Origin of the sequence: Ureibacillus sinduriensis BLB-1 = JCM 15800 (genome assembly GCF_000772955.1) — a bacterium.
Taxonomy (GTDB): domain Bacteria; phylum Bacillota; class Bacilli; order Bacillales_A; family Planococcaceae; genus Ureibacillus; species Ureibacillus sinduriensis.
Window position 1 is genome coordinate 64,131 of record NZ_JPVO01000044.1, and the last position, 14,763, is coordinate 78,893.

Genomic DNA, 14,763 nt, shown 5'->3' on the forward strand with positions numbered 1-14,763 from the left:
CAACAAATTCAAAAAAGTGCCTAAAAATGCAGCGAGAAGTGTATAGTCTTCTGCTTATTCAGTTAGTAAGAAAAACATTCCAACACAGCAAAAAAGGGACCGGAAGTTTGGCCCCTTTGCTGTTTGAACGTATGTGTAAAGATTATGAAAATGGTATTTTGTATTAGTCCAATATAGTCACCTTTAATTGTTTAACACCATAATTTATTGCATCTTGTTTAGATGGGATAAAGACATCAATTCTATTTCCTTTAATGCCTCCACCAGTATCGCCTGCAATCGCTTCACCATAGCCTTCTACATAAACTCTGCTGCCTAATGGAATAACCGATGGATCCACCGAAATGACTTTTGCATTTGGATTTTCCTTAAGGTTAATGCCGGTCGATGTAATGCCGGAACATCCTTCACATGAAGCGGTGTAGGCGGTAGCTTCCACAATTAATTCCTTAGTTTCCGAACTTTCTGTCGAAGGATGAGTTTCTTCAGTTACACTCGCTTTTGGAGCGTCATGTTTTTCAACTGGTGCAGTCGCCTCCGAGGTGCTTTCCTTTGAAACTTCATGGCTTGGCGATGCTGCATTTACCTTTGGTGTGCTTATCTTTGATGCATCACTGTTTGATGATGAAACAGTCGATTGAGGTGCATTTTCCCTATTTTCTTGTGCAGCAGGCTCTGCTGTTTTTTCACTCACGGCGATTTTCCCTTTTTTAGCACCTTCAAAGATTACTAAGTTTGAGTCGGGATGAATAAGGTCCGAGTGTAAATTATTCCATTCTTTGATCTGCGATATCGTAACATCATTAGTGTTTGCGATGTCCCATAAAGTATCGCCTTGTTTAATTGTATATCGTTTTTCCTTGGCAATTGTCAGTAGATCACCAGGGTGAATAAGATCCGTCTTAAGGTTGTTTACTGTCTGAATAGTTTCGACAGATGTGTTATTGGCACGGGCTAAATCCCAAAGCGTATCTCCTTTTTGTACGGTATAGGATGCCGCTTGTACATTCGCACCGACTGTTAAAGTAAGTGCAGCAGCAGGTACTATTGAAATTAACTTTTTAAGCATTTAATTTTCCTCCAAGTTTTGAATTCTAAGTTGCTAATTTGAGATAATCGTAACATAGAATGTTTCGTAAAAAAGAACAAGGAGGTGTTAATTCGTTTACGTCTATGGCATTTATATTGCGGCAATATTTCGATGGGTGATTGTCTCCTTTATAATAAGAAGAAACCTAGTGTACATGTGGAAAATATATAAATAATTTGAGATAATTGTTAAAATGGAAGTGGTGGGGTGAGATAAGTGGAAAGATTTGAAATAACTTTTAGAAATCCTGTCGTAAGGGTATGGTTTTATACAGTTTTTCCGACAATCCTTGCTTCAATCCTATTATTATTAATTTTCCCAATCGAATATCAATACATAGTATTAAATATTGAAGCGTTTATCATTATCGCCTTTTGGGTTTGGAACTTTATCTATAAGAAGAAACAACAGTAAATTGAAATGTGTGAGTGATTCACCTATTCGCAAATGCTAGGCCACTTAAGAAAAGCAAAGGATTGAATTCGGTATATTTTATCGGATTCAATTCTTTTTTTGTAGTTAATTATTTTCCAATAATAAGCTTGAAACTTTCTGGAGCAGTTTTCGTTCTAATAGTAATGTAAATGGTATTTTAATAAAATTACAATAAAATAACAAATATGTATAGATTCTTGCAATCTAAACTATACTTGCTAGTGTATACAGCAGAAATGAAAGGTTATTAGTGATTTGGAGGTAATTAGATAATTTTACTTAAAGGTAACTTGACAAAATTCCGTATAAGATGTAATGTATATAAGTTCTAGAAAAACATCTAGATAAATCAATAGTATTATAGTTTACCAAAATCTTCTTCTAATGTAAAACTTAAATATCAGTCTATAGATCAATATTTAAGTTGTGGATACATTTAGTCTATTAGAATAATAGGAAGGTGGAAAAATGGAAGGTTTAATGAATAAAAAAGACAACTTTTTAAATAAATTTTTTGGTTTATATACACTTGCCGTAATCATGTTATGGCTTAAAACATATATCACGCAAGTAACCCAGTTCAACTTGGGGGTGGAAGGGCCACTGCAGCAATTTCTTCTATTTATCAACCCATTAGGTTCTGCAATGCTATTCCTTGGCTTTGCGTTTTTATTTAGAAGAAGAGGACGATATGTATCCCTAGTAATCATTTACACATTTATGTCCATCCTTTTATTTGCGAATGCGGTATATTATCGATTCTTCAGTGATTTTATAACATTGCCGACAATCTTCCAAACGCAAAACTTTGGAGATTTAGGCGGCAGCGTGTTATCACTGTTGCATGTGTCGGATATTTTATTCTTTGTGGATGTATTTGTATTAATTTACCTATGTTCAACTAAAAAATTACAAAAAGACAGTACTAGAATGGGCTACAAAAGAGGCCTTGCATTGATTGCTTTCATCATCGGATTTTCCGCAGTCAATCTGGAACTTGCGAATGCCGATCGCCCGCAACTATTAACACGTGGGTTTGATAGAAGTTATATTGTGAAGTACTTAGGAATGTATAACTATACTCTTTATGATGCGACAGAAACGGTAAAGGCGTCTTCCCAAAGGGTATTGGCAGATAACGATGATATGACGGAAGTTATCAACTATACCAAATCGAATTATGCTGAACCGAATCCAGAATACTTTGGTGCGGCAAAAGGCAAGAATGTAATCTATATCCATTTGGAGTCATTCCAAAACTTTTTAATCGACTATAAATTGAATGGTGAAGAAGTTACTCCATTCATTAATTCTTTAGCTGGAGATGCAGGTTCATTATACTTTGATAATTTCTTCCATCAAACAGCCCAAGGTAAAACGTCGGATGCCGAATTTATGCTGGAAAATTCAATCTTTGGTTTACCACAAGGATCGGCCTTCATTACAAAAGGTCAAAATACGTATCAAGCAGCTCCAGCAATATTAAGTGATAATGGCTATACATCGGCTGTTTTCCACGGGAATAGCGGTACTTTCTGGAACCGTAACAAGATTTATAAAGCATTTGGCTATGAACATTTCTTTGATGCTAAATATTACGATACAAGCAACGAAATCGATATGGCAGAATACGGTTTATTGGATAAGCCGTTCTTTGAACAATCAGTGCCGCTGCTGGAAACATTGCCTCAACCGTTCTATACGAAATTCATTACGGTTGGACATCATTATCCTTACAAAATCAATCAAGATCTAACAACAATCGGTAAAGCGGATACTGGCGATGCAAGTGTCGATGATTATTTCCAAACAGCTCGTTATGCCGATGAAGCCATTGAACAATTCTTTGCTTCTTTAAAAGAGGCGGGGCTATATGAAAATAGTATTTTCGTTCTTTATGGGGATCACTATGGTATCTCGGAAAATCATAATAAAGCCATGTCAAAACTCATGGGCAAAGAAATTGGTTCATTTGAAAGCACAAATTTACAACGAGTTCCATTAATCATCCATGTTCCAGGAATGGAAGGTGGAGTCAATCATACTTATGGGGGACAAATTGACCTTCTACCGACATTACTGCATTTACTTGGAATCGACACTCATAATTATGTTCAATTCGGTACAGATTTATTATCAAAAGAGCATAATGAGGTAGTGCTGTTCAGAAATGGCGACTATGTCAGCCCAACAATCTACTCTATTAGTGATAAATACTATGATGCGAAAACTGGTTTGCCATTGGATGAGAGCCAACTAGAATTAGCGAATGAGTACAAAAAAGAAGTAAATTATAAATTGCAACTATCAGATAGAGTGGTGAATGGAGATTTATTAAGATTTTACACTCCGGCAGACTTTACGAAAGTTGATCCATCAAAGTTCAATTATAATAAAAATTTGGAAACAAACGGTAACCAATAATTAAAAGGGTAAGATATGACAATTCAATTTGTGATATCTTACCCTTTTTGTTTTCATATTATTAGCCATCAGAACTTCCGTATAAAAAAGGTTGGATATAATTTGGAGGATACCATGCCACAAGAGAAGCAACCGAACCCCGATAATCGACACAATAATGTTGAACGTTTACATGACATGATAGAAAATACGAAAAGCAAACTTCATGAGGCGGAAATCAGTTTGGAATTTGCAAGTCCGGAAGAACGTGAAATGATCCAAAGTAAAAATGAACGCCGAAAGCAATCGATTGAAGCGATGGAAAATGAAATGCAAGACGAGATGAATGCACGTAAAAACGGGGAATATTAAAAAGAGCTTAACTATGCTTGATGGCCAAGCTCCCAGCGTGTAGACAAAGTCGATATTCGGCTCTGTTTACACGCTTTTTTAAGTTAATTCCTTATAATGAACGAGACAACCAACGCGAAGGTCATTTATGAACCGTTTTGGAGCTTAACCATGTTTGGTGGTTAGGCTCTAGTTTTGAGCATCAAGTAAGTCACTTATAATTCCAACTTTTCGACCAAGGGAATCCCGATTTTCTTTAAAAGCAATGATAGCAGTTTCCAGAAATACTTTTTGTGGAAGGGGAGATGGCCCACATACAATGCTGTATATTCAGGCGTTCCTTCTCCACTTCTAGCTTTTTTGAAATTTCCGGCTCCTGCACTTTGGTGATATAAATATTGGTTATCCAGCGCCAACCTCGTATTTAAGTGCCGTAATATCCGATAGAGTTGGTGCTGTGGAAATAATGAAAGGTTGTATCCATAAATCGGATTTGTCATCATGTTATTCAGTACAAAGGTCCCTGAAATTGCTTCCAGCCTCCCGTTGATTTTTATCCCCTGAAATAAAAATAAGTCTTTGTCCAGTAATTTCTCAATGAATTTGTATGTGAATTGGGGATTCAAGACGGAATACTTTTCAATATATAATTGATTGTAAAGCTCAACAATCCGACCAATATCCTCCGTTGCTAAATCTTTATTTGTTACGATGGTCATTCCTTCCGTGAGGCCCTTTTCATCTTGCCTTCTCTTTTTCCGCTCACTTTTAGTTGGCGTATTCAATCTGTCGTACGTAGAAATATAGATATATCGACTCGGCAATAGTTCAAATCCTTCTTCTTCGAAAGACACCATCATATCCTTATGGGTAATTGCATTTATCGAACGGAAACCTAGTTGATATTTCGGAAACTGTTCGGTAAGCAAATTCCTCAACGCACGAATCTCCCTTTTGGATAAGGCAGATACTAAATTTGTAGACAAGCAATAATTGTTAATGTAAACAATTTTGTTAATTTCAATAGATTTAGCAAAAGAACCAAAAATATTGATAATTGCCGCCAAGAGGGTTCTTAGCGCTTTTGGGGAAATGAAGCGTAATTCTTCCTTTGCGTAAGTAATGTAATGTGTGTATGGTGAACAAACGTAAGAATTGTTGTATTCAGCCTCATTCACTGTGCAGGGGATTAATTTGCGTCCAATGGCTGCCAAAAAAATTTCGGTATCCACGTTTTTCATATAGGCGGTTGTATCTGTGATAAATTCATCGAAATATTCTTTTAAGAAAGCGCCATTTTCATAGAAACTCCAATCCAATTCAGCCATGTCGTCTTTACCGTATAGTTTTGCTCTAGATTTAGAAGGCACTTTGGACAACCTTATTTACCTCCATGTTATTTTTAATTCGTTTTAGTTTTGCTGTGCGATCATTTTCTTGATAGGCACGAAAAGTTATTTTTGGGCTTTCGTAATACTGTTGAAAGAAGGCATTTAAATTAGTCCTAATGTTTTCCTCGGTTCTTTGCCTTTTTGTTTCATCAAATACAAGACATTGCACCTCAATGTCATGCGGATTGTGTTGCATCACTATATATTCTTTTAGATTTTCCGAAGCCGAGATACAGGCCCGTCTGACGAAGTCAGGAAAGACGTGCTCCAAATTGCCATTGTGTTTATTTTTAAGAATAAATAAGTCATCCATCCGGCCTTCTATCTGCTCAATCGCCAACATCGGCGAGCCGCAAGGACAGGGTTCGGACTTAAGAGTGAGGATATCGTTTAATCGATAACGGATAATTGGTTGTGTACGTCTTTTAAAATCGGTAACGATTGGATAGAATTTCGTTCGATCGTTATCAAGGAATTCTTTTTCGATATATACAAGATCTTCGTTTAAATGTATTGTCCCGTGGGAGCATGAGCAGCCCAGGAAGCCCTCTGTACATTGATAAACTTGATGGATTTTTTGATTGAAAACACTTTCGATGAAGGATTCGTCCAAAGGGTCCAACACTTCAGCCATTGTGATAATTTTGATAGGGCTTATGCTAAGCTTATTTTCACTTACAGCACTGGCAATTTGTCTGATCATTGAAGGAGGTGCGGCCAAGATAGTTGGCTGATACTCTTCCAATCTTTTAATATGGGTGTCAAAGTGGTCCAGCAAATCATAAAATGCAAACTCAATTTTTTTATTTCTTACAGACTCATACAAATTACTGTTCGCACGTAAGAAGAATGCAATCTTCTCCTTGCTTTTAAAGCCATTGGGCAACAATTTGGCTAAAATCGTCCCGGCCCAAGCCGATTGTTCTTCTTTGGAAACGAGGAAGATTCCTCTGTTTCCTGATGTACCAGAAGATAATCCGACTGTAATGCTGCCTATTGTCGGGGAAAAATTCCTGTTTTCCTCCGCTTCTATGGCAACTCTAAAAGCCTCTTCTTTTCCCACACCTTTCGTATTCAACTCGTCGAAGTTTTCCATCATTATTTGTTTATTCATAAAAGGATACTGAGCCAAATCTGGTGCTTTTAATAAGTCATTCTTCTTTAGTTGTTCAAAATAGGGGGAATGAGTGTTTATCCATTTTAGATGCTTTTGTAATTGTTTGTTTTGCCACCTGCGAAATTTTTCTGGCGAGTACTTTTGTATTCTTTTGACTTTTAGATAATTTTTTAAAATGTTCATTAATTTAATCATCAGTTACCTCTTTGCTTGTGGAAGTCGTTTGTTGGTATGGTTCCTCGCAATGAGAAGGAATGATTTTGATTTCTTTGTTCAATGAGTGCAACCGGACCATTTTTTTAAAGTTCTCTTTATAGTCTTTAATATTATCCATAATCACGTATGCTAGTTTGCTTGGTGGGCGATTCTCCCGAAAGCCTGCGCTTCTCCATACCGAATCTGCTGCCAGAAAGACCGTCTCCCCTTTATCGTTTTCAAAAATCAATCCATATTGACCTTTTGCATGCCCTGATAAATTCAGGGCTAAACAACTACCATCACCCCAAAGGTCAAAAAGCGGCTTCTGAAAGACTTCACTAATAATGCTGGAAGGGCGGTTTTGAGCTTCGGTGGGCTTTGCATCTTCAATAAAGAAGACTCGATCCTCAAAGTCACTCGGCAATAGATTGGGGATATAAGCAGAAATGACGGCACCGATGCCTTTTTTATTTTTAACGTGTTGATATGCTTCTTTTGAACAGATAAAAATACTGTTAGGGAAATCTCTAAGCCCACACATATGATCTGCATGAAAATGACTTAGAAAAATATATCGAATATCATCAGCATGAATATTTTCCTTCTCCAGCTGGGCCAATATACTTTCTTTTGAATTTACATGGACAGGTGTTATTTTGGCATAGATGGAAAACGGGAACCTCTTTGTCTCTTCATAAAATCTCTCGGAATATCCAGTATCGAATAAAATATACCCTTTAACTGGATGATGTAATAAAACTACGGTCGCCGGAAATTTCATCTCATAGGATGGTTCACCTTTTAAGGCTACTTTAGCATTATGAGTGCAGTAACCGGTTTGAAATAATTTATATGGTAACATTTTGTACTTTCCACCATTCCGCAAATTTATGAATGCCTTCTTCGACCGAAATGCGCGGATTATATCCTAATTCGGTTCTAGCTGCATCAATGTTTAATGTTTGGGAGTGTGCCAGTACCGTCACAGTGTAGGGAGTGATAATCGGTTCCTTTTTAATATGCAGTAATCGATAAGTTTTTTCCAGGATGCTTGCGACCCGTAAAATGCTCCCATATTGGATATTTTTCTTTTTCATCGGCTGCCCAAGCAATGTAAAAACTTTCTCCAGAATATCGTTTAAATACATCGGTTCACCGTTCGTAATGTTATATTTTTTTCCGACAGTCCGCTCATCTGAATGAAGGCACAGACATATTGCATCCACAACATTTTCGATATATGTAATATCCGTCAATATTCTTGCTTCATCAATGAATGGCAGTCCTGATTTTTGATTCGTTTTAATCAGTCTTGGAATAATGGCATTATCTCCAGGTCCAAACAGTGCACGAGGCCTAATTGTGATCGTTTGCAGGCCTTTAATAAAAGCTTCATCGACAACCTCTTCGGCCATCCTCTTCGTCTTTGCATAGTAGTTAACGGCAGGATCGGGTAGTGCGCTGTCCTCTTTCACATCGAGTTTTGAGCGTTCCTGCAGACTAAAATAGATGCTTGGTGTGGATACGTGGACAAATCTTTTAATTTTGTAGAAGAGGGCAGAATCGACCATATTCTGTGTGCCGAGGACGTTCGCATTATAAAAAGCGTCATATTTCCCCCATACAGAAGAAAGTGCCCCACAATGGACCACCAATTCCTGATTCTGCATTGCTTGAAAAATTGCCTCCCTATCTTCCAGTGAGGCTTGTACAAATCGAACACCCCGGGGAAGAGCATTGCCAATAGTTTTGTTGCGACCTATTGCCGTTACACGATATCCCTCTTCAGCTAGCCGTTTAACAAGATGTTGACCTAAAAAACCCGTGGCTCCTGTTACTAAAATATTTTTGTTCAAAGTTCTCACTCCTCTCCGTTCCATTCAATGTCCAAGGTGCTCAGTTGATAACTGGATACTTTTCTCCTCCTCGATTCCTTTATCAAATATAGGAAGCTGGTTATTTGACCGAAAAACGCATATGGATCATTTGAATTCCAGACAATGTCTTTTGCCTTGGCCATTTTAAGGATTTGTTTCCATGGATTTTTGCTAACAAATGTACGAAGCATTGCTAAACCGAGCATCGTTGTTTCTGTACCGACATGATAGGATTGCGTAATTTGCCTGCGTTCTGTAAGAGGGAATAGGCAGATCCCGCTTGTTGTTCTTGGGTTACATTCAATTGGATATAACGCATCATTGCCGGACAAGATTAAATCAAAGGCGATTTGACCTGTATATTCATTTTGCTCGATATAACGTTTTACAAATGCCTCTAATTTCGGGTTACTAAATGGTTCAAAATAGATTGTAGCGCCTAGTCCGACATTATCGTTCGTTTGATAGGCGCTGTAACATTGCATTCGGCCTTTATCCGCAATTGCGTAAGTACAAATTTGAATCCCTTCGATTTTTTCTTGGATAACCCAGATGGTTTGCTTCAAGAGAAGGAAGTCCGGTATTTCGGAACCTTTTTTAAAAACAACTTCTGTTCCAAATCTTGAAAAGGCGGGCTTACATACATATACATTATCTGATTGTAGGTGGTGAGTCTTCAAATAATCTGTAATTTCCGACCTGGAGTTAATTCTGGTTGTATCGATGACTAGCGTGGAAGGAACGTGGATATATTCACTAAAGCCATTCCTCAATGTATCGATGAACAACCCTTTATGGTGAAAAGTTTTTAATTTCTCCAACGGCTCGCAAAGTACTCGGCAATAGTTTGATAGTGTTTCATGTGCATAGGCAATGTGGAACACTTCTTCACAAGTGGGTATTAATAGATCAATATTGTATTCTTGGATAATCTTGATTAGATTTTGGATGTATTTATGACGGTTCTCATTTGGAGAAATGACTTGAAAAGTCTTTTCAAATAATTTCGAGCGCATACATAAGTGTTTGGGTAAACTTTCTGCCATAAATAGGTTGTTGCCTTGCTGCTTTAACAAGCGGGCGAAATAATATGTTGCAGGAGCACGTCCGCCTGTTAGAAGGACATTAGTACTCAAATACAACCCCTCCGATAGATAGACCTGCCGAAGTACCCAACAGCATAATTTTGTTGCCGCGTTCAATCTTATTTTGAACTATCGCTTCGTGCAGTGCCATAGGAATGCTGGATGCAATGGTGTTTCCATGATTGTGGATAATGTTCATGAATTTTGCTTCTGCAATGCCTAGTTTTTTCCTTAAAATCCTCATCGCCATTCCACTTGCCTGGTGTGGAACAACCAAGTCTATTTCATCTATCGTGCAATTGGAGGCTGCCAATAATTTTTCCATAAAAGCGCCAAGTTTTCTTGACGATAATTTGAAAATTGACTTTCCATTCATATCAAATAGAAAGTCCGTTTCATCTGCACTTGAATTATTAGGGTGTACTTTTGTTCCTCCGCCTCTAATTTCAGTGTAATGGGCACCTTCGCTAAACGTTTCCATATGGCCGGCCAATACTTTGGAAGGTTCGTTATCCGGAGTTTTCGCCAATATGGCAGCAGCAGCACCATCTCCGAATAATATGGCATTTTCTTTCGCCTTCCAATTCAATCCGACCGATGCAATTTCACTGGAAACCAATAATACGTTCGTGTATCTTCCGCTATGTATTAGATAAGAGATAGTATCAAAACCTGTTACGAAACTTAAACAAGTGGAGTTAATATCAAAACATGGAATACTGGATTCACCCAATCCCAATTGCTTCTGAACAAGTGCAGCATTACATGGTATCGGTTGTTCCATTGTCCCGCTTACACTGACGATGCAATCTATTTCTTCTTTATGTATTCCAGCTGTTTTCATCGCTTCGGTTGCTGCATGGGCTGCCATTACTGAAGCAGTCTCATTTTCAACGAAGGAGCGGATGCCAACCCCAGATTTTTGTTCCACCCATCCTTCTTTTACGCCGATTAATTCATCGAGCTCATGTGCATATACTTTTCTTTTCGGCAAATATTTACCTGTTCCTATTATTTTTACATTTCTAACTTGAGACATAACGATTCTTTCCGCCTTCCTGAGTAAAAAACAGTTTGTCATACAAAGGTGTGATTAGTGATGTAGATGAAAGCTATTATAAAGATAAAAGAACGAAATTCCTATGGAGAAATTCGTTCCTTTTTAAAATAATGATCTGGGACTATATCTAAATTCTACTGAAACCGCGTTGATTTAGGTCATTATAATACTTCAAATATTATATCAAAAACTAAATATATTTGTTTATACTTAGTTAAGAATTCCACTGCCAAATTAATCCCTTTTTCATGTGGACGAAATAAAATGATGCAGTCATAATTTACTATCTATGAACAGTACTTACTATATGGTATTATCAAAAAAGAGAATGGTATTAATGTAACAGGAGGAAATACCTATGGTTTCTTTGAAAAACCTCATTCCGAACATTCGAAACAAGCATACACAGAGAGGTTTATCAGAAAATCAGGTACACGTCGAGCACGATGAGTTGCTTCCTTTTTTAAAGAAACACGGGGGTAACCATGTATCGCATCTTATCTTTTTGCAAGATAAACAACAATTTTGGATAAAAGATATGAATGTGTTGATTGTGTATAAAAGAATTCTCGATAAATACGTAGTGCTTGGCGATCCGATTGGAGAAGAATCGAATTTCCATATCGCAATAAAGGAGTTCAATGAGTATTGCAAGGTGAAAAGGGTCAAGCCTCTCTACTACCAGGTCAACCCTCGTCATATGCCACTTTATCATGAAGTTGGATTTCGATTTATAAAACTAGGTGAAGAGGCACTTATTAATCTTAATAACTTTTCAATTGAAGGGAAAAAGGGGGCGAAGCTTCGTACAAGGCTTAATAAATTTACTCGTAATGGTTTTACATTCACTGTAGTAGAACCGCCACATACTTCTCAACTTATTTCAGAGATTAGAAGAATTTCGGATTGTTGGTTGGGGGAAGAAAAAGAGAAGGGCTTCTCCGTGGTTTCATTTAGCGATGGATACGTCTCGCACTTCCCGATTGCACTGCTCCGTAATTCTCAAGGCAAGATTGTTGCATTTGCAACTCTTGCAAATGACTACAAGGAAACAATAGCGATTGACCTTATGAGAAACTGTAAAAACAGTCCGCATGGCACCATGGATGTATTGTTTACCAAGATCATCCTGTGGGCAAAGGATGCCGGCTATCGCAATTGTAGTTTGGGTGTGGCACCATTGGCCAATGTTGGAATTTGCGAGCATTCATTTATGAGTGAAAAGATTATTCATTTTGTCTACCGATACGGAAATGGGAAGTACAATTTTAAAGGGTTGAAAGAATTCAAAGGGAAGTTTGCAACTGATTGGGAACCGAAATATTTAGCTTATAAAAAATCGTTTTTACCGATTGCCTTCCTGCAATTAGTAGTATTGATCAACCGAAAAAAACAAGATCCTGAAACGCTCTTAAACAAAAAAAATGTTCGGAAAGTAATTGATAATAAATTATATTTCGAATAACCAGGAAAGGTAAGGCATGGTGCTAAAGAAAGTATTCGGAAAGTTCATTAAATATAGTTTGGTAGGTTGTGTAAGTACGGTTATCTATTTTCTGGCGGTTTATATTCTTATAGAAGGTTTCTATATGGAACCTGTAATGGGTTCAGCCCTATCATTTATCATCATGACCATTGCATCCTTTTTCCTGAATGTAAAATATACTTTCAATAGTATTATTACCGGGCAGAAGGCGATGCGGTTTATGATGGTATCCACGATAGGGTTTATCTTGAATTTTATATTGATGTTTATCATTGTTCATGTTTTTGCTTATCACTATTTCATTGGAGAATTGGTTACCATTTTAGTTATCCCTATCGTTAACTTTTTGCTTAATAATTATTGGACCTTCCAAACGAATACATAATACAACAAAATATAGGTGAGATTCTAATATTAATATCGTTTCTAAACTATAAAAACGATGGTAAGGATGTATCATATGAAAATTAAACTAGGCACTAAAATTAATATAATCGTCATCTCCATCATACTTCTCTTATCAGCAGTCATTGCTGTTGTAATCAATCATGAAGTTAGGGCGGGAATTAAACAATTTGCAATCCAGAAAGCAAATAGTGATTTGAAGCTATCTTCGAACTATATTGATAGTAAGTATCCAGGTCACTGGGAAATTAAAGATGGCAAACTCTATAAAGGTTCCGTCATGATTAATGATAATGTGGATCTAGTGGATGCAATCGGAGAAGACACCGGGGATACAGTGACCATTTTCCAGGGGGATACACGGATTGCAACGAATGTTATGAAGGATGGGGAACGCATCATTGGGACACAAGTTTCGCAGCAAGTTGCTGAAGTTGTTATTGGAAAAGGTGAAACTTATCTAGGTGAAGCGAATGTGCAGGGGGATATTTATCAAGCAGCCTATATGCCATTAAAAAACGCCGAAAATGAAATTGTTGGCATTTTTTACGTAGGGGCGCCTCAAGATATTATCGAAACCATCACTTCAAAAGTAATTAAGCAATTCTTCTTTGTATTGGTTGCCATCCTTGCGTTGGCCATTATTGCTGTTTATTTATTTACAAAAAGAATAAAAAACAGATTAACGCGTATGTCAACAATTCTCCAATCTGCAGGTGAAGGTGATTTTACAGCTGTCATCGAAGATAAAACGGGTGATGAACTAAGTGATTTGGCTACAAGTTTTAATCAAATGTCCCATAATTTGAAAGCGATGATAAACGAAGTAACAATCTCCTCCAACCAACTATCCGATGCCGCTGAGGAGCTATTGGCGAGTTCGGAAGAAACAACGGCGGCGACGAATCAGGTGGCGGTTTCTATCACGGAAGTCGCCAAAAATGTAGAATTCCAAGGGAAGAATACAGAAGAAAGTGCACAGGCGATAGAGGAAATTACAGTAGCAATTACAAAAATTGCAGACAATGCTTCAAGTGTAGCCGGGTCTTCCTCAGAAACGACCAATCAAACAGAAGTGGGTTATAAATATGTTCAAAACATGATTGAACAGATGAAAACCATCTCTCAGGCAAACTCGGAGACGAATCAGGTGATACGGGAACTAGAAAGTAAATCCAAAGACATCGGCAACATTCTTGAAGTAATCACGAGTATTGCAGATCAAACAAATTTACTTGCGTTGAATGCAGCAATTGAGTCTGCACGTGCCGGCGAACATGGAAAAGGTTTCGCGGTTGTAGCCGATGAAGTCCGTAAACTTGCGGAACAATCGAGTGCTTCAGCCTATCAAATTTCGGTTATTGTAAGTAAGATTCAAACTGAGACGCAAAAAGCTGTGCAGATGATGCAAGAAGCGAACCTAGAGGTAACAAATGGAGTTTATTTGGCCGAAGAAACCGGCAAAACGTTTAATGTCATTAAGCATTCCATACAGGACGCCACTTTGCAAACCCAAGAGCTGTCCGCAATTTCGGAAGAATTATCAGCAAGTGTCCAGCAAGTAAATGCTTCTATCGAAGAAGTAGCACAATTAGCGAAAGTAACTACGGATAATGCCGGTCAAATTGCTGCTGTGACAGAGGAGCAGCTTGCCGCAACGGAAGACGTATCAATATCTGCTGCGTCATTATCTAAACTGGCCGAAAATCTTCGGGAACTGGTCAATAAATTTAAAGTTTAATAGTCTTTGATAAAAACGCTACTAATCCATTTTGGAATTGAGTAGCGTTTTTTATTGGAGATTTTTATTTGCAACGATAACACATTAATTGAGATAGAAAACATGAAAGTGTTGGGAAATATTG

13 protein-coding genes are annotated in these 14,763 nt (G+C 37.6%); 6 read left to right on the plus strand and 7 right to left on the minus strand.

Translation table 11 applies throughout. The annotated features are described in order from the left end of the window. Window positions 1–163 precede the first annotated feature (163 nt). A complete protein-coding gene (locus CD33_RS05375) occupies window positions 164–1,069 on the minus strand; it encodes a 3D domain-containing protein (protein WP_036198831.1) in 906 nt (301 codons plus the stop codon). A 237-nt stretch (window positions 1,070–1,306) separates the two neighbouring features. Between CD33_RS05375 and CD33_RS05380 the strand changes: the two genes are divergently transcribed. The 3 genes from CD33_RS05380 (at window position 1,307) to tlp (ending at window position 4,300) form a co-directional block, all read left to right on the plus strand. Then, window positions 1,307–1,504 (plus strand): hypothetical protein, encoded by a 198-nt coding sequence (locus CD33_RS05380; protein WP_036198832.1) that lies wholly within the window; start codon window positions 1,307–1,309, stop codon window positions 1,502–1,504. Between the two features lie 489 nt (window positions 1,505–1,993). Continuing rightward, on the plus strand, window positions 1,994–3,949 hold the full coding sequence (gene ltaS / locus CD33_RS05385; protein ID WP_036198833.1) for a lipoteichoic acid synthase: 1,956 nt from the start codon (window positions 1,994–1,996) through the stop codon (window positions 3,947–3,949). Between the two features lie 114 nt (window positions 3,950–4,063). Further along, a complete protein-coding gene (tlp, locus tag CD33_RS05390; protein WP_036198834.1) occupies window positions 4,064–4,300 on the plus strand; it encodes a small acid-soluble spore protein Tlp in 237 nt (78 codons plus the stop codon). A gap of 194 nt (window positions 4,301–4,494) precedes the next feature. Here tlp and CD33_RS05395 read toward each other — a convergent pair whose 3' ends face one another. The 6 genes from CD33_RS05395 to CD33_RS05420 are packed head-to-tail and all read right to left on the minus strand — an operon-like array spanning window position 4,495 to window position 10,986. After that, window positions 4,495–5,658 (minus strand): hypothetical protein, encoded by a 1,164-nt coding sequence (locus CD33_RS05395; RefSeq protein ID WP_036198835.1) that lies wholly within the window; start codon window positions 5,656–5,658, stop codon window positions 4,495–4,497. Next, window positions 5,639–6,979 carry a F390 synthetase-related protein gene (locus tag CD33_RS05400; RefSeq protein ID WP_036198928.1) on the minus strand — a complete coding sequence of 447 codons (1,341 nt, stop codon included), beginning with the start codon at window positions 6,977–6,979 and terminating at the stop codon, window positions 5,639–5,641. Before CD33_RS05400 ends, CD33_RS05395 begins: the two co-directional genes overlap by 20 nt. Continuing rightward, the gene (locus tag CD33_RS05405) at window positions 6,975–7,847 is read right to left on the minus strand and encodes an MBL fold metallo-hydrolase (protein WP_036198836.1); all 873 of its coding nucleotides are present in this window, start codon (window positions 7,845–7,847) and stop codon (window positions 6,975–6,977) included. Before CD33_RS05405 ends, CD33_RS05400 begins: the two co-directional genes overlap by 5 nt. Then, window positions 7,834–8,829 carry an NAD-dependent epimerase/dehydratase family protein gene (locus tag CD33_RS05410; RefSeq protein WP_036198930.1) on the minus strand — a complete coding sequence of 332 codons (996 nt, stop codon included), beginning with the start codon at window positions 8,827–8,829 and terminating at the stop codon, window positions 7,834–7,836. The genes CD33_RS05405 and CD33_RS05410 overlap by 14 nt, the downstream gene beginning before the upstream one ends. Before the next feature lie 17 nt (window positions 8,830–8,846). Beyond that, window positions 8,847–9,998, minus strand: coding sequence for an ATP-grasp domain-containing protein (locus CD33_RS05415; protein WP_036198837.1), 1,152 nt, complete (start codon window positions 9,996–9,998; stop codon window positions 8,847–8,849). Continuing rightward, window positions 9,988–10,986, minus strand: coding sequence for a beta-ketoacyl-ACP synthase III (locus tag CD33_RS05420; protein ID WP_036198838.1), 999 nt, complete (start codon window positions 10,984–10,986; stop codon window positions 9,988–9,990). Before CD33_RS05420 ends, CD33_RS05415 begins: the two co-directional genes overlap by 11 nt. Before the next feature lie 379 nt (window positions 10,987–11,365). Here CD33_RS05420 and CD33_RS05425 point away from each other — a divergent pair, with 379 nt between their 5' ends. The 3 genes from CD33_RS05425 (at window position 11,366) to CD33_RS05435 (ending at window position 14,639) form a co-directional block, all read left to right on the plus strand. Continuing rightward, window positions 11,366–12,472 (plus strand): phosphatidylglycerol lysyltransferase domain-containing protein, encoded by a 1,107-nt coding sequence (locus CD33_RS05425; protein WP_052130026.1) that lies wholly within the window; start codon window positions 11,366–11,368, stop codon window positions 12,470–12,472. A 16-nt stretch (window positions 12,473–12,488) separates the two neighbouring features. Then, complete coding sequence (locus CD33_RS05430; RefSeq protein ID WP_036198839.1) at window positions 12,489–12,878, plus strand: GtrA family protein; 390 nt, start codon at window positions 12,489–12,491, stop codon at window positions 12,876–12,878. Window positions 12,879–12,953: 75 nt separating this feature from the next. Continuing rightward, window positions 12,954–14,639, plus strand: coding sequence for a methyl-accepting chemotaxis protein (locus CD33_RS05435; RefSeq protein WP_052130028.1), 1,686 nt, complete (start codon window positions 12,954–12,956; stop codon window positions 14,637–14,639). Window positions 14,640–14,763: the final 124 nt, after the last annotated feature.